19 protein-coding genes are annotated in these 22,333 nt (G+C 72.5%); 4 read left to right on the top strand and 15 right to left on the bottom strand.

Annotated elements, in window-relative coordinates; translation table 11 throughout:
- Positions 1-31 precede the first annotated feature (31 nt).
- The 3 genes from AC6EH9_RS18035 to AC6EH9_RS18045 are packed head-to-tail and all read right to left on the bottom strand — an operon-like array spanning position 32 to position 3,332.
- The gene (locus tag AC6EH9_RS18035; RefSeq protein WP_498425057.1) at positions 32-757 is read right to left on the bottom strand and encodes an SDR family NAD(P)-dependent oxidoreductase; all 726 of its coding nucleotides are present in this window, start codon (positions 755-757) and stop codon (positions 32-34) included.
- A complete protein-coding gene (locus AC6EH9_RS18040; RefSeq protein ID WP_498425058.1) occupies positions 754-2,352 on the bottom strand; it encodes a flavin-containing monooxygenase in 1,599 nt (532 codons plus the stop codon). The genes AC6EH9_RS18035 and AC6EH9_RS18040 overlap by 4 nt, the downstream gene beginning before the upstream one ends.
- Entirely contained in the window at positions 2,349-3,332 is a 984-nt protein-coding gene (locus AC6EH9_RS18045; protein WP_498425059.1) for an alpha/beta hydrolase, read from the bottom strand. The genes AC6EH9_RS18040 and AC6EH9_RS18045 overlap by 4 nt, the downstream gene beginning before the upstream one ends.
- A 130-nt stretch (positions 3,333-3,462) precedes the next feature.
- Here AC6EH9_RS18045 and AC6EH9_RS18050 point away from each other — a divergent pair, with 130 nt between their 5' ends.
- Entirely contained in the window at positions 3,463-4,110 is a 648-nt protein-coding gene (locus tag AC6EH9_RS18050; RefSeq protein WP_498425060.1) for a PadR family transcriptional regulator, read from the top strand.
- Here AC6EH9_RS18050 and AC6EH9_RS18055 read toward each other — a convergent pair.
- The 6 genes from AC6EH9_RS18055 to AC6EH9_RS18080 all read right to left on the bottom strand — a co-directional run bounded on the left by AC6EH9_RS18055 (position 4,040) and on the right by AC6EH9_RS18080 (position 11,034).
- Positions 4,040-5,128 carry an ABC transporter ATP-binding protein gene (locus tag AC6EH9_RS18055; protein ID WP_498425061.1) on the bottom strand — a complete coding sequence of 363 codons (1,089 nt, stop codon included), beginning with the start codon at positions 5,126-5,128 and terminating at the stop codon, positions 4,040-4,042. The two genes, AC6EH9_RS18050 and AC6EH9_RS18055, sit on opposite strands and share 71 nt — an antisense overlap.
- Positions 5,128-6,204 (bottom strand): ABC transporter ATP-binding protein, encoded by a 1,077-nt coding sequence (locus tag AC6EH9_RS18060; RefSeq protein ID WP_498425062.1) that lies wholly within the window; start codon positions 6,202-6,204, stop codon positions 5,128-5,130. The genes AC6EH9_RS18055 and AC6EH9_RS18060 overlap by 1 nt, the downstream gene beginning before the upstream one ends.
- An 8-nt stretch (positions 6,205-6,212) precedes the next feature.
- The gene (locus AC6EH9_RS18065; protein ID WP_498425063.1) at positions 6,213-7,313 is read right to left on the bottom strand and encodes an ABC transporter permease; all 1,101 of its coding nucleotides are present in this window, start codon (positions 7,311-7,313) and stop codon (positions 6,213-6,215) included.
- Entirely contained in the window at positions 7,306-8,247 is a 942-nt protein-coding gene (locus AC6EH9_RS18070) for an ABC transporter permease (protein ID WP_498425064.1), read from the bottom strand. Before AC6EH9_RS18070 ends, AC6EH9_RS18065 begins: the two co-directional genes overlap by 8 nt.
- Positions 8,248-8,446: 199 nt before the next feature.
- Positions 8,447-9,622, bottom strand: a complete 1,176-nt coding sequence (locus AC6EH9_RS18075) for a Zn-dependent alcohol dehydrogenase (protein WP_498425065.1) — start codon at positions 9,620-9,622, stop codon at positions 8,447-8,449.
- Complete coding sequence (locus tag AC6EH9_RS18080; RefSeq protein WP_498425066.1) at positions 9,619-11,034, bottom strand: aldehyde dehydrogenase family protein; 1,416 nt, start codon at positions 11,032-11,034, stop codon at positions 9,619-9,621. The genes AC6EH9_RS18075 and AC6EH9_RS18080 overlap by 4 nt, the downstream gene beginning before the upstream one ends.
- Positions 11,035-11,145: 111 nt before the next feature.
- Here AC6EH9_RS18080 and AC6EH9_RS18085 point away from each other — a divergent pair, with 111 nt between their 5' ends.
- Genes AC6EH9_RS18085 through AC6EH9_RS18095 form a run of 3 tightly spaced genes read left to right on the top strand, consistent with a single transcriptional unit; the run spans position 11,146 to position 15,159 of the window.
- Positions 11,146-12,564 (top strand): aldehyde dehydrogenase family protein, encoded by a 1,419-nt coding sequence (locus AC6EH9_RS18085; protein ID WP_498425067.1) that lies wholly within the window; start codon positions 11,146-11,148, stop codon positions 12,562-12,564.
- Between the two features lie 31 nt (positions 12,565-12,595).
- Positions 12,596-13,552, top strand: a complete 957-nt coding sequence (locus tag AC6EH9_RS18090; RefSeq protein ID WP_498425068.1) for an alpha/beta hydrolase — start codon at positions 12,596-12,598, stop codon at positions 13,550-13,552.
- Complete coding sequence (locus tag AC6EH9_RS18095) at positions 13,549-15,159, top strand: flavin-containing monooxygenase (RefSeq protein ID WP_498425069.1); 1,611 nt, start codon at positions 13,549-13,551, stop codon at positions 15,157-15,159. Before AC6EH9_RS18090 ends, AC6EH9_RS18095 begins: the two co-directional genes overlap by 4 nt.
- A gap of 1,065 nt (positions 15,160-16,224) precedes the next feature.
- On the opposite strand, the gene AC6EH9_RS18100 is transcribed toward AC6EH9_RS18095, so the two are convergent.
- The 6 genes from AC6EH9_RS18100 to AC6EH9_RS18125 all read right to left on the bottom strand — a co-directional run bounded on the left by AC6EH9_RS18100 (position 16,225) and on the right by AC6EH9_RS18125 (position 22,328).
- Positions 16,225-17,853 (bottom strand): ABC transporter substrate-binding protein, encoded by a 1,629-nt coding sequence (locus AC6EH9_RS18100; RefSeq protein ID WP_498425070.1) that lies wholly within the window; start codon positions 17,851-17,853, stop codon positions 16,225-16,227.
- 119 nt (positions 17,854-17,972) lie between these two features.
- On the bottom strand, positions 17,973-19,694 hold the full coding sequence (locus AC6EH9_RS18105) for an N-acyl-D-amino-acid deacylase family protein (protein WP_498425071.1): 1,722 nt from the start codon (positions 19,692-19,694) through the stop codon (positions 17,973-17,975).
- A complete protein-coding gene (locus AC6EH9_RS18110; RefSeq protein ID WP_498425072.1) occupies positions 19,687-20,127 on the bottom strand; it encodes a Zn-ribbon domain-containing OB-fold protein in 441 nt (146 codons plus the stop codon). Before AC6EH9_RS18110 ends, AC6EH9_RS18105 begins: the two co-directional genes overlap by 8 nt.
- 1 nt (position 20,128) lies before the next feature.
- Complete coding sequence (locus AC6EH9_RS18115; RefSeq protein WP_498425073.1) at positions 20,129-21,334, bottom strand: thiolase family protein; 1,206 nt, start codon at positions 21,332-21,334, stop codon at positions 20,129-20,131.
- A complete protein-coding gene (locus AC6EH9_RS18120; protein WP_498425074.1) occupies positions 21,331-21,798 on the bottom strand; it encodes a MaoC family dehydratase in 468 nt (155 codons plus the stop codon). The genes AC6EH9_RS18115 and AC6EH9_RS18120 overlap by 4 nt, the downstream gene beginning before the upstream one ends.
- Positions 21,799-21,809: 11 nt before the next feature.
- Positions 21,810-22,328 (bottom strand): FAS1-like dehydratase domain-containing protein, encoded by a 519-nt coding sequence (locus AC6EH9_RS18125; protein WP_498425075.1) that lies wholly within the window; start codon positions 22,326-22,328, stop codon positions 21,810-21,812.
- Positions 22,329-22,333 lie beyond the last annotated feature (5 nt).

Genomic DNA, 22,333 nt, shown 5'->3' on the forward strand with positions numbered 1-22,333 from the left:
ACCCATCGAAATCGCCGCGCACCCGCGGTGCTCAGGCCAGCGCACCTCCGTCGACGACGAACTCCGCACCGGTCGTGTAGGCGCTGGCGTCGCTGGCCAGGAAGGCCACCATCGCGGCGACCTCGTCCGGCGTACCTCGCCGCGGGATCGGCAGGTGCGAGAGGTCCATCGTGCTGCCGGCGATCATCGGCGTGTCGACCGAGCCCGGGCACACGCAGTTGACGCGGATCCCGCGTGGGCCGAGCTCGCGCGCGGCGGACCGGCTCGCCCCGCGCAGCCCCCACTTGGAGGCCGCGTACGGCAGCGCGCCGGCGTGCCCGCGCATCCCCGAGATCGACGCCACGTTCACGATCGCCGAGCCCGGTGGCATCAACGGCACCACGGCCTGCATGCCGAGCATCGGTCCCAGCAGGTTCACCTCGAGCACGGAGCGCAGGTCCTGCTCCGGCCAGGTGGTCAGGTCGCCGGTGCGGTAGATGCCGGCGTTGTTGACGAGCACGTCGAGACGACCGTGTTGGGCACGGACGGCCCCCACCACCCGGTCCCAGTCGGCGCCCGAGGACGTGTCGTGCTGGTGGTGGGTGGCCGCGCCCCCGAGCCGCTCGGCCAGGGCCCCGGCCTCGTCACCGAGCACGTCGGTGAGCACCACGAGGGCCCCGAGCTCGGCGAAGAGCGCGGCCTCGGCGGCACCCTGCCCCCGGGCCGCGCCGGTCACCAGCGCGACCTTGCCGGCCAGGTCGACGACGGGGCCGCTCATGAGCCCAGCACGAAGCCGACGTAGCCGCCGTCGCGCGACTCGTCGCAGAGCCCGCCGTAAGCGGCGAAGCCGCCGAGATAGGGCATGAACCCACGCGGCTTGCCCTCGACGTTCGCGCCCATGTACCAGGACTTCGCCTCCACGAAGAGCGTGGCGGAGGCGACCTCGTCGACGTGCGCCGTCCACGCCTCGGCCGCGTCGAGACGCGCCTCGACCTGGGTGTGCCCCTGCTCCTCGCAGTGCCGGAGCAGATCGACGACCCAGTTCACCTGCTGCTCCCCGGCCAGCACCATGTTGCTCAGCACCGAGGGGCTGCCGACGCCGGCCAGGTTGAACAGGTTCGGGAAGCCCGGCACGCAGAGACCGAGGTAGGTCACCGGCCCGTCGGACCAGGCCTCGGTGATCCGCTCGCCGCGCGGCCCGACGAGGTCGATCCGGGTCATCGCGCCGGTCATCGCGTCGAAGCCGGTGGCCAGCACCAGCACGTCGAGCGGGTGGAAGTCCGAGGCGGTCCGCACGCCCCCCGCTTCGATGACCTCGAAGGGGTCGCGGCGCAGGTTGACCAGCTCCACGTTGTCGCGGTTGTAGGTCTCGTAGTAGTTCGTGTCGGTGCAGATCCGCTTCGTCCCGATCGGGTGGTCGGTGGGCACCAGGTCGTCGGCGACGCGCGGGTCGCGGACGATCTCGCGGATCCGCTCCTCGGCGTAGACGCGGGCGAGGTCGTTGATCTTCGGGTCGATGGACTGCCGGGGGAACGCCTTGCCGAACAGCACGCCACCGCGCTGCCAGTAGTCCGCCAGCACGTCGCGGCGAGCCTCCTCGGACATCGCGAAGGGGTCCTCGGGGTGGCTCGTGTGGGGCGAGCCCGCCGGCCCGGCCCATGACAGCCGCCGGCGCTCGGGGTAGGCGAGCATCGCCTGCTCCCACTCCTCGTCGGACAGCGCACGGTTGAAGGCCGGGACCGAGAAGTTGGGGCTGCGCTGGAAGACCGTGAGGTGCGTGGCCTGCTCGGCGAGCAGGGGGATGCACTGGACCCCCGACGAGCCGGTGCCGATCACGCCGACGCGCTGACCGCTGACGTCGACCTCCTCGTCCGGCCAGCTCGAGGTCCGCAGGATCGTGCCCGCGAAGTCGGCGAGCCCGGGGATGGCGGGGTCAACCGGCGCCGAGAGGCTGCCGGTCCCCAGCACGAGGTACCGGGCGCGCAGCTCTTCACCGGCGTCGGTGGTGACCACCCAGCGCGACTCGTCCTCGTCGAAGCGGCCACCCACGACCCGGGTGTCGAAGCGGTAGTGCTGGCGCAGGTCGAAGCGGTCCGCGACGTGCTGGAGGTAGCGCAGGATCTCCGGCTGGGTGGCGTAGCGCTCGCTCCAACGCCAGCTGCGCTGCAGCTCCTCGTCGAAGGAGTAGGAGTAGTCGAGGCTCTCGACGTCGCAGCGGGCACCCGGGTAACGGTTCCACCACCAGGTGCCGCCCACCTCGGGTGCGGCCTCCACTCCGGCGACGCTCCACCCCTCCTGGTTCGCCCGGTGGACGGCGTACAGGCCCGAGAAGCCGGCGCCCACCACCAGGACGTCGACGGTTGTGCTGGTCATGCGTTCTCCTTCGTTGTGCCCGGGGCGCCGAGCAGGCGTCGTACGTCGTGCCACAGCAGGTCGCGGGCAGCGGCCGCGGCCCCGAACGGGCCGATGGTGGCGAAACCGTGGAACAGATCGGGGAAGTGCCGGTGCCGCACGGGCACCCCGGCGTCGCGCAGCAGCGCGGCGTAGCGGTGCCCCTCGCTGGAGAGGGGGTCGCGCCCGGCGGTGAGCACCACGGCCGGGGCGAGTCCGGCGTGGCTGGCGGCCCGGGTCGGCACCACGTGCTCCGGCGGGGCCGGCGGCTGCGTCGTGGCGGGATCCCCGCCGAGGTACTGACGCCAGTACCACTGCATCGCCGCGCGGGTGTTGAAGTGGCCGCTCGCGTAGCGCCGGTAGCTCTCCGAGTCGAAGTCGGGCTCGATCACGGGGTAGAGCAGGACCTGTCCGGCCAGCGGTAGGTCCTCGCGGCCGCGTGCCCGCAGCGCGGTGACCGCGGCGAGGTTGCCGCCGGCGCTGTCCCCGGCGACCACGATCCGCTGCGGGTCGACGCCGAGGCGCTCGGCGCAGGCGTGCACCCATTCCAGCGCGGCGAGGGCGTCGTCCGCCGCCGCGGGCGCCGGATGCTCGGGCGCCAGCCGGTAGTCCACCGAGACGACCACGGCGTCGACGCCTCGGGCCAGCGCGCGACAGAAGCCGTCGTGGCTCTCGATGCTGCAGAACACGAAGCCGCCGCCGTGCAGGAACACCACGCCGGGCCGGTCACTCGCCTCTCCGTGCGGGTGGTAGACCCGCACGCGGAGCTCCCCCGCGCCGGTCGCGACGAGATGGTCCTCGACCGCGCGGACGTCGTCGAGGTTCGTCGGTGGCACCGCGCGCGCCGCCACCGCGGCGCGCGCCTCGGGGCCGCTCATCAGGTGTACGGGTGGGAAGCCGTTCTCGAGGGTGGCGAGCAGCCCCGCCACCTCGCCTCCCAGGGCGTCGTCCAGCACGGTCACCGAGGCCTCCTGCCTGTTTTGGTCCGAACTATTCCTAACCAAAATACTGTGTGACCACAAGAGGTGAAGCCCACACCGACATATGTCGAAGGAGAACATGCCGGGTAGAGCGCACCGTTAGGCTCGTGGTATGACGAGTGACGTCCCCGAGACCCCGCTTCCCGACCTGCGCCCGACCAGCTGGGCCGTCCTGGGCATGCTGTCCTTCGGCGAGGAGCTCTCCGGCTACGACCTGAAGAAGTGGGCCGACTGGAGCCTCCGCTTCTTCTACTGGGCGCCGTCGTACAGCCAGATCTACGGCGAGCTCCGCAAGCTGGAGGACTACGGCTTCGCCATTTCCCGGGTGGTCAACAAGGACGACGTGCGCGGCAAGCGGCTCTACCGGATCACCCCCGAGGGTGAGCGGGCGGTGGCGCGCTGGGCCGCGGAGGCGCCGGTGGAGCCGGTGGTGCTCAAGCACGGGGTGATGCTGCGCATGTGGCTCGGCCACGCCAGCGACCCGGCCCTGCTGCGCTCGATGCTCGAGGAGCACCGCAACCAGACCGAGAAGATGCGGGTCCGGGCCGAGGTGGACGCCGAGGGCGCGCGCGAGGAGCCGGGCTGGGCGTTCCCCGAGATGGTGCTGCGCTGGTCGGAGCGCTACTACGCCGACGAGCGCGACCGCGCCGACGAGATGCTCGCCGAGCTCGACGACGCGGTCGCCAAGCTCAAGCGCTCTCCGGGCGGCCAGAGCTCGGCACGTCGTTCGTCTCAGGAGCTGCGCTCGCACAAGGCGTGAGCCTCTCGCCCAGCGTGGCGGCGAGGTCGGCGTGGTGGCAGGCGACGAAGTGCCCCGGCCCCGCCTCCTGCAGCTGGGGCTCCTGGGTGGCGCACACCTCGGTGGCGAGGGGGCACCGGGTGCGGAACCGGCATCCGCTGGGGGGATCCAGCGGCGAGGGGAGCTCCGCGGAGCGGGTCTTCTCGGCCACCCCGTCGGCGTCGATGACCGCGCCCGGCAGGTGCGCCTCGGGCACCGAGTCGAGCAGCAGCTGGGTGTAGGGGTGCCGCGCATGCAGCGCGAGACGTCCGGACGGGACGATCTCGCAGACCTTGCCGAGGTACATCACCATGATCCGGTCGCTGATGTTCTTCACCACCGCCAGGTCGTGGGCGATGAAGACCATGCTGAGCCGATAGCGCTCCTTGGTGTCCTCGAGCAGGTTCAGGATCTGCGCCTGGACCGAGACATCGAGGCTGGAGACCGGCTCGTCGCAGATCAGCACCTGCGGGTCCAGCATCAGCGCCCGCGCGATGCACACCCGTTGGCACTGGCCGCCGGAGAGCTCGTGCGGCCGGCGGTCCCAGACCACGTCCGGGTCCAGCCCGACGGAGCTGAGCACCTCCCGGATCTGGGCGTCCTCGACCTTCTGACCCCGGATCCGCGGGCCCTCGGCGACGAGGTCCTTGACCTTGCGCCGCGGGTTCAGCGAGGAGACCGGGTCCTGGAAGATCATCTGCATCCCCGCGCGACGCTTGCGCAACTGGTTGCCCGAGCTGGCGGTGAGGGTGTCCCCACCGAGGCGGACCTCACCGCTGGTCGGCGCCGGCAGCTGCATCAGGGCCCGGCCGGTGCTCGACTTGCCACAGCCGGACTCGCCGAGGATGCCGAGCGTCTCCCCGTCGACGAGGTCGAAGCTGATCCCCGAGACGGCGTGCACGATGTCACCGCCATTCGCCGGGAACTCCACGACGAGCTCGGAGACGCTGAGGACCCTCTCCTCGGGCGGGCGCAGGTGGATGCGACCGGATCCGGCCATCAGCTCTCTCCAGACTCGTTGACGGGGTGGTAGCAGGCATGCAGGTGTCGGACGGGGGGTGAGTCCCCGAGGTCGACGGTGGTGCCGAGCGCGGGGCCCCCGGCCGGCCGCAGCGCGGGAACCGCCTGGAGGCAGTCCTCGCGGGCGTGGCGGCAGCGCGCGGCGAACCGACACCCGCTCGGCGGGCGCACCATGTCCGGCGGGGCGCCGTCGATGGCCTCCAGCCGCAGGTGCGGCGCCTGCTCCAGTCGCGGGATGGCGGCGAGCAGCGCCTCGGTGTAGGGGTGCTGGGGGGCGTCGAAGAGGTCGCGCGCGTCGGCGGTCTCGACCACCCGGCCGGCGTACATCACCGCGACCCGGTCGGTGCGGCCCGCCACCACGCCGAGGTTGTGGCTGATCAGGATCAGCGCCATCCCGAGCTCGCGGCGCAACCGGTCCAGGAGGTCGAGGATCTGGCGCTGGACGGTGACGTCGAGCGCGGTGGTGGGCTCGTCGGCGATGAGCAGCTTCGGGTCGTTGGCCAGGGCCATCGCGATCACCACGCGCTGGCGCATGCCGCCGGACATCTCGTGCGGGTACTGGTCGATGCGCCTGGCCGCGTCGGGGATGCCGACCAGGTCGAGCAGCTCCAGCGCGCGCACCCGGGCCTGCTTCCGGTTCAGGCCGCGGTGCTTGCGCAGGGTCTCGGTGAGATGCGTGCCGATCTTCTTGACCGGGTTGAGCGCCGTCATCGGGTCCTGGAAGACCATCCCGATGGAGGCGCCCCACAGCTCGCGCAGGGCGCGGGTCGGCATCTTCTGGACGTCGCGCCCGTCGAAGTGCACGGACCCGGTCACGGTCATGTCCGGGCCGCTGGTGTGCAGGCCCATGATCGTGCGGCCCAGCACCGACTTGCCCGAGCCGGACTCCCCGACGATGCCGAGGGCCTCTCCGGGCGCGAGCGTGAGCGAGACGCCGTCGACGGCCTTGAGGTTGCCGCGGGCGGTCCGGATCACCGTGCGCAGGTCATCGACCACGAGCAACGGCGCCGCGGCGGCGGGCGGGCGCTCGTCGATGAGCAGGGAAGTGTCAGTCATCGGGGCTCCTAGAGCTTCGCCGAGCGCGGGTCGAAGCGCTTGCGCGCCTTCTCACCGAGCGCGTTGAAGGCGAACACGGTCAGGAACAGCACGGTGCCGGGGACCAGCACGATGTGCGGGTGCTCCTCGAAGACCCGCCCCTCGCCCTCGGCGATCATGTTGCCCCAGGAGGGTGCGGGTGCCTGGATGCCGAGACCCAAGAAGCTCAGCGACGCCTCGGCGACGATCAGCACCGAGATGATCACCATGCCGTACGACGCCAGCGGCAGCAGCACGTTGGGCAGCAGCTCGCGGAACATCACCCGGGCGTTCGAGGCGCCCATCGACTTGCCGGCCAGCACGAACTCGCGCTGGGCGAAGGCCATCGTGCTCGCGCGGGCCATCCGGATCATGCTCGGCAGGGCGAGCAGCGAGAGGCCCAGCGCGATGTTGCGCAGCGTCGGGTCGAGGACCTTGGCCAGCGCGATCAGCAGGATCAGCGGCGGAACGGCGAGCAGGGAGTTGGTGAAGACGCCGACCACCCGGTCGATGCTCCCGCGGAAGTAGCCGGCCACGATGCCGATCGAGCCACCGACGACGATGCCGATCAGCACCGCGCCGATGGAGACGACCAGAGAGGCTCGGGCGCCGTAGAGGGTGCGGGCGAGCAGGTCGAGGCCGAAGTTGTTGGTGCCCAGCGGGAACTGGCTGAGCAGGTCGGGCCGCGCCAGCGCCGGGTCGAGCATGGTGGTGGCGATGTCCTCGTGCTCGCCCAACGGCAGCAACGGCGCCGCCACCGCAGCCGCGACGAGCAGCACCAGCCACACCAGGCACAGCCAGAGGGTCAGGTCGAAGGACGAGCCGAAGCGCCACCGGCCCAGCTCCGCGGCCCCGAAGTAGAGGACCACGAGCGCGACCAGGGCCGCGCCCGCCTGGGTCCACCCGGTGTCCTGCAGGCCCACGATGGCGGCGACCAGGCCGGCGACACCGATCAGGCTCAGCACGATCCCGCGCCAGGGCCGGCCTCGGTCGGTGCCGGGCTCGCCTGGCTCGCCGGGCTCGGTCGCGGACGGCTGCTCGCCGACGGGGAGCGTGGCGAGGTCGAGGGGGGAAACGGCGCGCTCAGACATGGGACCTCCTGACCCGGGGGTCCAGGTAACCGTAGGAAACGTCGATCAGGGCGTTGGTGACGACGTAGATGACCGCGATCAGCAGGACCGCGCCCTGGACCGTGACGTAGTCGCCGGTGTTGGCGGCGCCGATCACCAGCGTGCCCATCCCGGGCAGCGCGAAGAGGTACTCGACGATCACGGTGCTGCCGATGAGCCGGCCGAGGCTGATCCCCATCAGCGTCATCAGCGAGAACGAGGACGGTCGCAGCGCATCGCTGAACAGGACGTGGACGGTGCCCATCCCCTTGGCCTTGGCCGCGAGGATGAAGTCCTCCTGGAGCGTGGTGATCAGGTCGGTGCGCAGGATGCGGGTGAACATCGCGGTCTCCGCGAGCGCGATCGTCAGCGCCGGCAGGAAGGCGTGGTAGAGGTTGTCGCCCAGCCCCTCGGTCGCCCGGGACCACTCCGCCCGGGGGAACCAGCCGAGCCCGTTGGCGAAGATCATGATCACCAGCAGGCCGACCAGGAAGCTGGGGATCGAGAGCACGCCGAAGGTGCCGGCGCTGATGATCCGGTCCACCCGGCCGCCGGCGTTGTAGGCCGACCACATCGCCAGCGGGAGGCTGAAGATCAGCGCCATCCCCATGCCGAGGGCGGCCAGCTCGACGCTGACCGGCATCGCGCTGGCGATCCGCTCGGTCACGTCGTGGTACGGCGGCACCACCGACTGGCCGAGGTCGCCGGTCAGCGCCGACCCCAGCCAGTCGAGGTACCGCACCGGGAGCGGGTCGTTGAGGCCGAGGTCCTCGCGGACCTCCTCATAGGCCTCCGGCGCGTGACCCTCGCCGAGGATCGTCACGGCCGGGTCGGTGTCCATCATCGAGACCAGGGCGAAGGTGCCGAAGCTGACGACGAGCAGGACCGCGACCAGCTCGGTGAGCTGGATCAGCACGCCGCGCAGGCGCCCGCGTCCGCGGCGACGACGCCGCGGGGGCGCAGCCGATGGCGGGGGCGGCGCGGCGCTGGTCGGATCGGATCGCAGCGTGGTGCTCATGAGCCGGCCACCGGGGGGTGGCACTGCAGCAGCATCGATGTGGTTCCTCTCGGGTGACGAGCCGGGGTGGGGGGTGGGCGGCGGGGACACCGGCCGATCAGGGGAAGGTGACGACCACGCGCGTCGCCTGCCCGCGGCGCATCTGGTCGAAGCCCGCGTCGGCCTCCTCCAGGGGGATCCGGCCGGACACCAGGGCGTCCAGCTCCAGGCGCCCCTGCAGGTACAGGTCCGCGAGCACCGGGATGTCGCGGGGGAAGTGGTTGGCGCCCATCAGCAGCCCCCGCACGCCCTTGGCCGAGGTGACCAGCGGCAGGCCGGGCAGCACGAGCTGCTCGCCGACCGGCGGGATGCCCACGACGTTCGCGATCCGGCCGGCACGCAGCATGGCGACCGCCTGCGCCACCGTTGCCTGGCGCCCCACCACGTCGAAGGCGTGGTCCACTCCCCCGGTGAGCTCCTGGACCGCGGCGACGGGGTCGCTCGAGGCGGCGTCGACGACGTGGGTGGCACCGAAGCGCCGGGCCAGCTCCAGCTTCTCGGCGCCGAGGTCGACCGCCACGATCGTGGTGGCACCGGCCAGCCGCGCCCCCTGGACGACGTTCAGCCCGACACCGCCGCAGCCGATCACCGCGACGCTGTCCCCGGGCCGGACCTCAGCCCCGTGCAGCGCCGCGCCGACGCCGGTCAGCACCGCGCAGCCGAGCAGCGCGGCACGGTCGACCGGCAGCTCGGCGGGGACCCGGACCACCGAGTTGCGGTGCAGCACGGTCCGCTCGGCGAGGCCGCCGAGGCCGGCGACCTGACCGACCGGCTCGCCCGCGCGCAGCAGCCGGGGCACGGGTCGCCCGGCTCGGCCCAGGTCGTTGCGACGATCACAGAGGAACGTGCGGCCCGCGCGGCACTCCGCGCAGTGCCCGCAGAACATCGACAGGCAGGCGACCACCCGATCCCCGGGCGCCAGGTCGCCGACCGCGGAGCCGACCCCCTCGATGGTGCCGGCGATCTCGTGGCCGGGCACGGTCGGCATCACCGTCGGCAGCTCGCCGTCGATCATGTGCAGGTCGGAGTGGCACAGTCCGCACGCCTCGACCCGCACGCGGACCTCGTCGGGGGCCAGCCAGTCGTCGAGCTCGAGCTCCTGGATCTCCAGATGGCCCGGGGCCGCGGTGAGGACGGCTGCGCGCACCAGGGTGCGCGTCGCGCCGGGCGTGGCCGCAGCCACGAAGGCGCCGGCGTCGCCATCGGTGGTCGGGTGGGTCGGGTAGGTCGTCACAGCTGAACCGCCTTGATCTCGAAGTACTCGTCCAGTCCGAATCGGCCGCCCTCGCGCCCGTAGCCGGAGTGCTTGTAGCCGCCGAAGGGCGCGGAGATGTTGAACTGGCCGCCGTTGACGGCGACCTGGCCGGTGCGCATCCGGCGGGCCACCGACAGGGCGCGGTCCGCGTCCGCGGACCAGACCGCCCCGGAGAGCCCGTAGTCGGTGGCGTTGGCGACCGCGACGGCCTCCTCCTCGGAGTCGACCGGGATCACGCACAGGACCGGCCCGAAGACCTCCTCGCGGGCGATCCGCAGGTGCGGCGCCACGCGCAGCACGGTCGGGCGCACGTAGTGGCCGCCGGCCGGTGCACCGGGTACCGGCCCGGGCCCGCCCGCGACCAGCACGGCACCCTCGGCGAGGGCGCGCTCCACATGGCCCACCACCCGCTCGCGCTGTGCTGCCGAGGCGACCGGGCCGACGTCCGTCGCCGCGTCGCGCGGGTCGCCGGTCACCAGCCGGTCGACGGCGGCGGCGAGGAACTGCTCGACCTCGGCGAGGCGCGAGCGCGGGACGATCAGCCGGGTCAGCGCGGCGCAGGTCTGTCCGTTGTTGAGCAGGCAGCCCTGCAGGGCGGCGGGCAGTGCCCGCGCGAAGTCGGCGTCGTCGAGGAGGACGCTGGCGGACTTGCCGCCGAGCTCGAGGGTGACCCGGGTGATGCCCGGGGCCGCCAGCTCGGCGATACGGGCACCGGTCCGGGTGGAGCCGGTGAAGCTGACGATCCCGACCCGGGGGTCGGCGACCAGCGGCTCGCCGGCCTCGGTCCCGGTGCCGATCACCAGGTTGGCGACGCCGGCCGGCAGCCCCGCCTCGGCCAGCACCTCGAAGAAGCCGATCGTGGTCAGCGGCGCGACCTCCGAGGGCTTGAGCACCACCGTGCAGCCGGCGGCGAGAGCGGGGACGAGCTTGGTGGCGAGCTGGTAGAGCGGGTAGTTCCAGGCGGTGATGGCCGCGGCCACCCCGATCGGCTCACGCACCACCAGCGAGTTGCCCACGCGCTCCTCGAAGACGTAGGACTCCAGCGCCGAGGCCACGTCGCGCACCGCCGCGGCCACCAGGTGTCCGTGCACCGTGCCGGCCGCGCGGACCGGGGTGCCGACCTCCAGCGCGGCGAGCGCGCCGAACTCGTCGGCACGCTTGGTGACCAGGTCGGCGGTGGCGCGCAACAGCTCGACCCGCTCGGTCACCGTGCTCGCCGACCAGGCGGGCCAGGCCGCGTCGGCGGCGGCGCACGCCCGGTCCACGTCCGTGGCGCCGGCGCCGGCGAAGCGAGCGAGGACGGTTCCGTCCGCGGCGCTGCCGACCTCGATCCCGCCGCCGGACCCCTCGGCCCACTGTCCGTCGACGTACGTCGCGCGCGCCTGCTGCATGCCACTCCCCTCACCTCGTCCGACCCCGAGCCGAACATTTGCTTGCCAGGACGCAATATGTCATCTAGGAATAGTTCAACCTAATACATACGAGCGGTCAAGGGGCAACGCATGGAGACCAGGCAGCGCATCCACATCGACGGGGAGTGGGTCGAGCCGCACGGGACAGAGCACCTCGACCTGGTCGACCCACGCACCGGCGAGGTGCACGCGCGGGTGCGCCTGGCCGACGCCGAGGACGTCGACCGCGCGGTCGCCGGCGCCCGGCGCGTCGTCGACGAGGGCCCGGCCTGGCCCGTCGCCGAGAGGCTGACGGCGCTCCGGGCGCTGCACGAGCGGATCGCCGAGCGCACCGAGGTGTTCGCCGAGACGATGTCGGCCGAGATCGGCTCGCCGGCGGCGTTCGCGCGCCAGGTCCAGGTGGGGATGCCGCTGGCCACCCTGGCCACCACCCTCGACGTGCTGGAGGGCTACGCCTTCGAGGAGCCGCTCGGCGACTCCACCATCGCCCGGGAGCCGATCGGCGTGGTCGCGGCGATCTCGCCGTGGAACTTCCCGCTGCACCAGGCGCTGGCCAAGGTGGGCGCCGCACTTGCCGCCGGGTGCCCGGTGGTGCTCAAGCCCGCCGAGACCACCCCGCTGACGGCGTACCTGCTCGTGGAGGCCGCGCGCGACGCCGGTGTGCCGCCCGGGTGGCTGCAGCTGCTGCCCGGTCGCGGGGACGTGGTCGGCGCCGCGCTGGCCGAGCACGCCGGGGTGGACATGGTCTCGTTCACCGGCTCCACCGCCGTCGGGCGCTCGATCCAGCGCGCGGCCGCGGGCACCGTGAAGCGGGTGGCCCTCGAGCTCGGCGGGAAGTCACCGAGCGTCCTGCTCGACGACCTGGACGACGAGGCGTTCGCGAGCGCGGTGCGCACCAGCGTCGGCTTCTGCATGATGAACACCGGGCAGACCTGCGCGGCCTGGACCCGCCTGGTCGTGCCCGAGGAGCGGTACGACGACGCGGTCACCCTGGCGAGCGAGACGGCCCGGGCCTTCGTCCCCGGGGAGAACCTGGGCCCGCTCGCCTCCGCGGCGCAGTGGGAGCGGGTGGTGGGCCACCTCGCGCGCGCCGTCGAGGAGGGGGCGGAGGTCGTCCACGGCGATCCCGCGCCCGACCGTCCGGCGCGCGGGTTCCACCTCGGCCCGGTCGTGCTCGGCCGGGTCACCCCCGAGATGGCGGTGGCCCGCGAGGAGGTCTTCGGGCCCGTGCTCGCGATCCAGGCCCATCGCGGCGACGACGACGCGGTCCGCCTCGCCAACGCCACCGATTACGGACTCTCCGCGGGCGTCTTCGGGGCCGACCCCGAGCGCGCCTTCGCCGTGGCCCGGCGGATCAGGTCCGGGACCGTGCACGTGAACGGCATCAACGGCAACCGGCTGGCCCCGTTCGGCGGCTACAAGCAGTCCGGCCTCGGCCGCGAGTACGGCCGCTTCGGCCTCGAGGAGTTCCTCGAGATCAAGTCGATTCAGCCCCCGCCTCGGGCCTGAGCCCCCACCCCCACGACCCTTCGGAGGATCCATGGCCCTCGACGCCGCCACCACCGCCCTGCTCCAGCAGCTCGCCGCCGCCGGCGGCCCACCCATGCACGAGACCTCCCCCATCGAGGCCCGCGCCCGGATGGCCGGCCTGGCCACCCTCTATCCGCCCGGCCCGGAGCCGGCGCACGCCGAGGACGTCAGCGTGCCCGCCCGGGGCGGCACGCTGACCGCCCGGGTGATCTCTCCCGCCTCCCCGCGCGGGATCCTGCTCTACCTGCACGGCGGCGGCTGGGTGGTCGGCTCGCCCGCCGAGCACGAGTCGCTGGGGCGCGAGCTCGCCCACCGCACCGGGTGCACGGTCGTGCTCGGCGGCTACCGGCTGGCTCCCGAGAGCCCGTGGCCGGCGGCCGTCGAGGACGCCCAGGACCTGCTCGCCTGGGTGAGCCGGCATCGCGGCGACCTCGCCGGCGCCGACGCCCCGCTGGTGATCGCCGGTGACAGCGCCGGAGGCAACCTGGCCACGATCCTGACCCGCCACGCCCGCGACGCCGGCGGGCCCGAGATCGCGCTGCAGGTGCTGGTCTATCCGGTGGTCGACCACGACTTCGACAACGGCTCGTACACCGACCCGGCCAACCAGCTCGCGCTGAACCGCGACACCCTGCGCTGGTTCTGGGACCAGTACGTGCCCGAGGAGCACCGAGACCATCCCGATGTGTCGCCGGCCCGCGCCGAGCGGCTGGCCGGACTGCCGCCCGCGGTGGTGATCACCGCCGAGCACGACGTGCTGCGCGACGAGGGCGAGGCGTACGCCGCGGCGCTGGGCGCGGCCGGGGTGCCGGTGACGTGTCGCCGCTTCCCGGGCCAGATGCACGGCTTCTTCACCATGGTCGGCCTGCTCCCCGCCTCCTTCGAGGCGCTGGACCACGTCGCCGCCGAGATCGACCGGCACCTCGCCGGCAGCCACCCGACCCCGCTCACCGAGGAGCACGCATGAGTGCCACCGCCCCCGTCACCTCCGTCGACGCAGTGGTGGTGGGCGCCGGCTTCGCCGGCCTCTACGCCCTGCACCGCCTGCGCGGTCAGGGCCTGTCGGTGCGGGTGATCGAGGCCGGCTCCGACGTGGGCGGCACCTGGTACTGGAACCGCTACCCGGGTGCGCGCTGCGACATCGAGAGCGTCTTCTACTCCTACAGCTTCGACGCCGACCTGGCCCGGGAGTGGGAGTGGTCCGAGCGCTACGCCGCGCAGCCCGAGATCCTCGCCTACCTGCGCCACGTCGCCGACCGCTTCGACCTGCGCCGCGACATCACCCTGGACACCCGGGTGGTCTCCGCGCACCTCGACGAGCCGGCCGGCCGGTGGCGGGTCACCACCGATGCCGGCGAGGAGCTGTCCGCGTCGTACCTGGTGCTCGCCGTCGGCCTGCTGTCCAGCACCAACCTGCCGCAGATCGAGGGCCGCGACTCGTTCGCGGGGCCGACGTACCACACCGGCGCGTGGCCGCACGAGCCCGTGGACTTCACCGGTCGGCGGGTCGGCGTGATCGGCACCGGGTCCTCCGGCATCCAGCTCATCCCGCTGGTGGCCGATCAGGCCGCGCACGTCACGGTCTTCCAGCGCACGCCCAACTTCAGCCTGCCGGCGAAGAACGGCGCCCCGGACCCGGAAAAGGTGGCGCGGCTGCGCGAGGACCACGCGGCGGTCAAGGAGGAGGTGCGGGGCTCGTCGTACGGCATCCTGCTCGAGCCGCCGACCTGCAGCGCCCTGGAGGTGCCGGAGCAGGAGCGGGAGGCCAAGTACCGCGAGCGGTGGGAGGAGGGCACGCTCACCGGCATCCTGCAGGCGTACAACGACCTGGTCCGCAACGAGGAGTCCAACCACACCGCGGCCGAGTTCGTGCGCCGGCGGATCGCGGAGATCGTCCGCGACCCGCAGGTCGCCGAGGACCTGACGCCGCGCGGCTACGCCTACGGCACCAAGCGTCCCTGCCTGGACACCGGCTACTACGCGACGTTCAACCGCGACGACGTCACGCTGGTGAACCTGCGGCGCACGCCGATCGAGCGGATCACCCCCACCGGGGTCGTCGCCGGGGGCGTGGAGCACGAGCTCGACGACCTCGTCTACGCCACCGGCTACGACGCGATGACCGGGCCGCTGCTGGCGATCGACATCCGCGGGCGCGACGGGCGCACCCTGCGCGAGGCCTGGGCGGACGGACCGCGCAGCTATCTCGGGATCGGGGTGTCGGGCTTCCCGAACATGTTCACCCTGACCGGGCCCGGGAGCCCCTCGGCACTGAGCAACGCGGTGGTCTCGATCGAGCAGCACGTGGAGTGGGTCGCCGATCTGCTGGCCCACCTGCGGGAGGCCGGGACCCCGATGGTCGAGGCGGACGAGCGCGCGGAGAAGGAGTGGACCGAGCACGTCCAGCTCGCCGGCAACGCGACGCTCTACCCCCGCACCGACTCCTGGTACATGGGCGCCAACGTCCCCGGCAAACCGCGCGTCTTCCTGCCCTACATCGGCGGCGTAGGCAACTACCGCACCCACTGCGACCAGGTCGCCCGCGACGGCTACCCCGGCTTCCACCTCACCTAACACCCCAGTCGGCGCAAACTCGCGTCGCCTGGGCCCGAGTCGGCGCGAACTCGCGTCGTACGGGGCGCGAGTCGGCGCGAACTCGCGTCGTACGGGGCGCGAGTCGGCGCGAACTCGCGTCGTACGGGGCTCGAGTCGGCGCGAACTCGCGTCGTACGGGGCTCGAGTCGGCGCCAACTCGCGTCGTACGGGGCCCGAGTCGGCGCCAACTCGCGTCGTACGGGGCCCGAGTCGGCGCGAACTCGCGGGGATGAGGATCCCTCCGGGCGTGACTTCGCGCAGCGTGTGAGCCGCCGCTGGATCCTCGAAGGGCCTGGGGATGCGCGTACGCCGCCCGGACTGGCCACATGAAACCCGCACTTCCCACACGTTCCTTCACGTGGGAAGTGCGGGTTTCATGTGGTGAGCGGGAATCCGACATCCCCGCGACCCCCGCGATCGTCTCCCCTCCCGCCCCCTCCCCCGAGCTTCGGGCGCCTGCCGGGCCTCGGTGTTCACCACACGGCAGGCACTCGTCGTACCCACGCAACAGCACGCCGCCCGGCGGACCTGGACGGTTCGCCGGACGGCGTGCTCATCTCTCTGACTCAAGGCCCCGACGGGCTGCGAGACCGCAGGCCCAGCAGCCCGATTTCGGCGCCACTCGGGGCTGCCGACCGCGAAGTAAAGCCGACTCGGCCCCGAACGACGCGAGCTCACGCCGACTCAGCGGCCGTACGACGCGAACTCACGCCGACTCGGCCCCCGTACGACGCGAACTCACGCCGACTCGGCCGCCGTACGACGCGAACTCACGCCGACTCGGCCCCCGTACGACGCGAACTTGCGCCGACTCGGCCCCCGTACGACGCGAACTTGCGCCGACTCGGCCCCCGTACGACGCGAACTCACGCCGACTCAGCGGCCGTACGACGCGAACTTGCGCCGACTCGGCCCCCGTACGACGCGAACTCACGCCGACTCGGCCGCCGTACGACGCGAGCTCACGCCGACTCGGCCCCCGTACGACGCGAACTCACGCCGACTCGGCCGCCGTACGACGCGAGCTCACGCCGACGGGGTGGGTCAGCTGATCCAGGCCTCGTCGAGGAGGACCATCGAGTTGGCCGCGCCCTTGACGCCGTGCACGTCGTCGTTCCAGGCGGTGAGCTCGGCCATCGGCATCCAGGCCAGGAACGGGACGCTCTCGTTCCACGCCTGCTGGATCTTGACCATCGCCGCCTGCTGGGCGGCCTCGTCGGCCGCACCCTGGAACTCCTCCAGCGCCGCGTCCATCTCCGGGCTGGTCGGCATCCCGTAGGTCTGGGTGCCGGTGCTGTGCAGCGACGCGAAGAGCTTCGAGAAGGGGTCGCCCTCGCGGTAGTTGATGCCCCAGCCGGCGAGGTCATAGTCCCGCTCGACAGCCAGCTTGTTGATCAGGTCGGTGACGGTCGGGACCATCTCGATCTCGACCTCGAAGCCGACGGCCTCCAGGGCCGCCTTGACGACCTGACCGGTGTCGCGCGACGCCGAGGTGTTCGAGTCGAGGTAGGTGATCTTGCCGTCGTAGCCCTCGGCCTTCGCCTCGTCGAGCAGCTTCTTGGCGCCCTCGGGATCGGGCTCGACGCCCTCCATCTCCTCGGAGAACCAGCGGGAGTAGTCGGGGAAGAGCAGCGTGCTGGCCATGCCGTGCCCGTCGTAGACGCGCTGGCGCACCATGTCGGGCGCGATCGCCATCTGGATGGCCTTGCGCACCCGGACATCGGAGCCGGGCCGGTCCTCGGCGCCGTTGATCAGCGTGGTGTCGCTGACGGCGACCAGGTTGGCGTAGCCACGGTGGCCGTCCTTGAGCACCCCGTCGACGACGTCGGGGTCGCGGAAGAACGCCATGTCAACGCTGCCGCTGTCGAAGGAGTCCTGGACCGTCGTCTGCTCACCCAGGTAGACGAAGCGCAGCTCGTCGAGGTTCGGGCGGCCGTTCCAGTACTTCTCGTTGGCCGCGAGCTTCATCTCCTCGCCGGCGCGCTGGTGCACGAACGTGAACGGACCGGCACCGACCGGCTTGAAGCCCTCGCCGACCGCGCCGGACGCCTCGCCGACGATCATGCCGGGGCCGGAGGCGAGCATCGCCGGGAACATCGCCCACGGCTTGTTCAGCGAGTAGACGACGGTCTTGTCGTCGGTGGCCTCGACGCCGGTGACGTTGCTCTTCCACAGCGCCGCCTCGGGAGCGGGCGCCGCGGCGTACCGCTCCTGGCTGGCCTTGACGGCGGCCGCGTCGAGCGGAGTGCCGTCGGAGAAGCTCACCTCGTCACGCAGGGTCAGGGTCCACTCGGTGTGGTCGCCGTTGGGCTCGATGGACTCGGCGAGCTGCGGGACGAAGTCCTTCGCCTCGGTGTCGTAGCGCAGCAGCACGTCGTAGATGGCCGCCATCTCGGTGCCACCGGTGGTCACCGCGGCGATCGTCACCGCCGGGTCGAGGCTGCGCGGCTCGGAGTAGATGGCATAGCTCAGCTCTCCGCCGGCCTTGGGCTCGCCAGCCGAGTCCTCGTCTCCCACCATGCCCTCGGTGTACTCGAACTCACCGCCGGAGGCGCCGCCGCCACCGCCGCTGCCGTCCCCGTCCGTGTCCTCGCCGCCGCCGCAGCCGACCAGCAGCATCATCGCCGCCACCAGCACCGCAGCGGGCCGCAGCACGCTTCTGCCTCGCTTCATCGCTTTCCTCCAAGTCGAGGAGCCCCAACGGGAAGGGGCACCACACCTGGACTATATCGGTTAGGCATACTCCGGGGAAGCATGTGGCAACCAGATACTTCCCCGGTTTCCTGCCCCGGTCAGGAGGGGCTCGGTCGGCCTCCGCGCACCAGCCGGCCGGGCAGCTCCCCGGTGGCTTCCCCGTCGACATAGGTCTCCACGCCCGAGACGAACGTGTGCCGATACCCGTCGGCGCGCTGCAGCAGGCGCCGCCCGCCGGCCGGGAGGTCGTGGTGCATCTCCGGCTTGTGCAGGTGCAGCCCGTCCAGGTCGACCACCAGCAGGTCGGCCTTGTGCCCGGGCACCAGCAGGCCGCGGTCGAGCAGCCCGACCGCCTCCGCCGTGGCCCGCGCCTGGCGCGCGACCATCAGCTCGATCGGGAACGTCTCCCGGTCGCGCACCCAGTGCTGCAGCAGCGTGGTCGGGAACGAGCCGTCGCAGATTGTGCCGACGTGCGCCCCGCCGTCGGAGAGTCCGGGGATCGTGAACTCGTGCCCGAGCATCTCCGCGCAGCCGTCGAGCGATCCGTCGACGTAGTTGGTGAACGGCAGGTAGAACATCCCGCGGCCGTCGTCGGAGATGAGGATCTCGTAGGCCAGCTCGAGCGGGGTGATGCCGCGCGCGGCCGCCCGGTTGGCGATCGTGGACGCCGGGTCGGGCTCGTAGTTCGGCGGGTCGGTGAGCTCGAACATGATCTCGAAGCGGTCCAGCAGGGCGCCGCCGATGAGGTTCGAGGCGTCGACGATCCCCAGCTCCAGGATCTCCGCGCGCAGCGCCGGCTCGCGCATCGCCCGGGCCTGCTCCGCCGGCGGCAGGTGCGAGATCCGCAGCCACGCCGGATTCGCCGCGAACGGGTTCAGCGTGCAGTCCAGACCCATCAGGATGCCGATCCCGCGCGCCGCGACCTGCGCGCGCAGCCGGTGCCCCTGGGCGTTGGCGCGGTCCAGGAAGGCGAGGGCCTTGCGGAAGCGGTCGGGGTACGACGGGCTCTGCGCCAGCGAGAACGACATCGGCCGGCCCGCCGCCGCCGCCATCGCGGTGATCAGGTCGAAGTCGGTCTCGATGGTGTCGTCGTCCCAGTCGGTGACCAGCTGCAGGACGCCCTGCCCGGTCGCGCCGACGGCCCGCGAGATGGCCACCAGCTCGTCGCGCCCCGCGGCGTACGACGGGGTCAGCTCGCCGGCACGGGTCTTGTGGTTGAGGGTCCGCGAGGTGGTGAAGCCGAGCGCGCCGGCCTCGATCGCCTCGGCGGCCAGCTTCGCCATCAGCACCACCTCCTCGTCGGTGGCCTGGGCGTGCGCGGCGGCCCGGTCCCCCATCGCCCGCACCCGCAGCGCCGCGTGAGGCACCTGGGCGGCGAAGTCGAGGTCGTGGGGACGGCGCTCCAGGGCGTCGAGGTACTCGGGGAAGGACTGCCAGTCCCAGGCCAGGCCCTCGGTGAGCGCGACGCCGGGGATGTCCTCGACGCCCTCCATCAGCGCGATCAGCCGCGCGTGGTCCGCCGGCACGGCCGGGGCGAAGCCCACGCCGCAGTTGCCCATCACCACGGTGGTGACGCCGTGCCACGACGACGGCTGCAGCCGGCTGTCCCAGGTCGCCTGACCGTCGTAGTGGGTGTGCACGTCGACGAAGCCCGGCAGCACCAGCGCGCCGTCCGCGGCGACCTCGCGGTGCCCGCGGCCCGAGACCCGGCCGACCTCGACCACCACCCCGTCGCGCACCGCCACATCCGCGGACCGCGGCTGCGCACCCGTTCCGTCCACGACGGTGCCCCCTCGCACCACCAGGTCATGCTCAGCCATCGTCGTCACCCTTCGCTCGGTAGTGCAGCAGCGTGATGCCGCTGTCGGGGTCGTCGTGGAAGACCGGGACCACGCGCATGCCCACCCGCAGGTCGCCGGGGTTCACCTCGACCAGCTCGGTGCTCACCCGCGGGCCCTCGTCCCACTCGACGACGGCCAGCACCTGCGGTACGGCGTCGGCCCACGGCGGCGCCGTCGGTCGGTGCGCGACGGTGAAGGTGTGCAGCGTCCCGTGGCCCGAGATCTCGCGCCACTCCAGGTCGTCGGCGAGGGTGCCGGGCGCCAGCAGCCGGGGGTAGAACACCCACTGGCCCCCCGAGGGGGAGAACTGGATCCGGATCCGGTGCTCGCGCAGCGCGTCCCAGTACGGCTGGGAGACCGGGGTCGGCTCCGGCAGCGGCCGGGCCTCTATCGCGGTGACGGTCTCGGTCATCTCACTCCCCCTGCAGGAGCAGGGCGACCTGCTCGCTCATGATGCCGCCGTTGCCGGTGACGAAGGCCGTGTCACAGTCGGCGACCTGGGCCTGCTCGGCGCGTCCCATCAGCTGGCGCGCGGCGTCGACGACGTGGTGCATGCCGCCGGCCATCCCGGCTTGGCCGAAGGACAGCTGCCCGCCCGCGGTGTTGACCGGGAAGTCGCCGCGGAAGGTCAGATCGCGCTCGGTCACCCACTGCATGCCGGTGCCCTTGGGACAGAAGCCCGCGTCCTCCAGGCTCATCAGCACGGTGATCGTGTAGCAGTCGTAGATCGACGCCATGTCGACGTCGGCGCGGTCCAGCCCGGCCATCGCGAAGGCCCGGTCCGCGGCCCGCGCGATCGGCGTGCGCACCAGGTCCTCGGCGTACGTCGGGGTCTTGAAGGCGACGTGCTCGCCGAAGCCGGTGATCCGCACCGGGCGGTGCCGCGAGCGCCGCGCCAGGTCGGCGTTGCCGACCAGCACCGCGGCTCCGCCCTGCACCCGCATGACGACCTCGAGCATGTGGATCGGGTCCGCGATGACCGGGCTGGCCAGCACGTCCTCGACGCTGAGCGGCTTCCCGTGGAAGACGGCGTCGGGGTGCGCGCACGCGTTGGTGCGCTGGTCCACGGCGATCTTCGCGGTGGCGCGCGGGTCGTAGCCGAACTCCGCGGCGTAGCGCTGGGCGATCTGGGCGTACGGCGCGTTCTGCCCGACGTTGCCGTACGGGATCTCGAACTCGGCCTGGGGCGAGCCGTACTTGCCGCTGGACGCGCCGTACCAAAGCGGCGCGCCGGGCGGCGACGTACGCGCGGACCGCGGCAGCATCATCGACCCCGGCACCACGCACAGCACCGCCTCGCAGATGCCGAGCTCGACGGCCGCCGCGGCACGCCAGACCATGCCCGCCGCCGTCGCCCCGCCGAGGTCGACGCGCTCGCCGAAGTCCAGCGGCACGCCCAGGTACTCCGAGAGCGTCGCGGGCGCGAACATCTCGGACTCCTGCACGCCGTGGGTGACCAGGCCGTTGACCACCGAGGCCGGCAGGCCGGCGTCGTCCAGGACGAGCTTGGCCAGTCGCGCGTACTGGTCGAGGGTGAACATCGCCGGACCGCTCTGCTTCTTCTCCGCCGGCAGCTCGGCGATCCCGAGGATCGCGGCCTCGCCGCGCAGGCCGCTCACCCGGCACTCCCCCGCAGCGGCAGGGAGACGGTCGCGCTGCCGGGCATCAGCACGTCCTCGCCGCGACGCCCGGCGATCTCGAGCTCCACCAGCCCGCGCCCGTCCTCGACTCGGGTCGCGGTGACCCGGCCGCCGAAGGACAGCTGCTGGCCGGGGAACGCGACGGCGCGGTTCTGCGCCGCGAACGACACCAGTCGGCCGGCGCCGCCGATCCAGTCGGTCACCGCCCGGGCCAGCAGCGCGGACTGCAGCGGGCCCTGGACCAGGACGTCGTCGTAGCCCTCGCGCTCGCGCGCCCACTGCTTGTCGTAGTGGATGCGGTGGCCGTTGTAGGTGGCGGCGCTGAACAGGAACATCTGCGTCTCGTCGACGACCACCTCCAGGCTCGGGAGCTCCTGCCCGACGGCGACGTCCTCGAAGCACAGCTGCGCGGTCCTCACGCTCGGGCTCTCCTGCTGGCTCACGGCGGTGCTCCTCACGGGCGGGCGATCATCGACGTGGTGGCCTCGGCCACCAGCCGGTCGCGCTGGTCGGTGTACGTCGTGCGCCAGGTGACGAGCACGAACGGGCCGCTGCGGCCCTGCTTCTGCACGATCGACTCCACCCGGCGCTCCATCGTGAGCACGTCGCCGTGGCCGCAGGAGCGGTGGAACGTGGTGCTCTCGCCGCCGGCCATCCGGCGCGGAGCGTCGGGGAACGCCAGGTCTCCCGACGAGGCGCCCGAGGAGCCGTCGGCGCGCAGCCGGTCCATCGCGGTGACGCCGAGGACGGCGTACTGCAGGTACAGCGGCGGCGCGACGACGTCGTCGTAGCCGTGCGCGCGGGCGTGGTCCGGGTCGAACCAGAGCGGGTTGTCCTCGCCCACCGAGACCGCCCAGCGCTGCCAGTCGCGTCGGACGACCTCCCCGGTGGCACGGGCGACCACCTCACCCACCTGGGCGGCGGCCGCGGCCGGCACCAGGTCCGGCACGGGTTCCTGCGTCTGCTGGGTCATCTCAT

The organism is Nocardioides sp. Z21_20 (assembly GCF_059766585.1).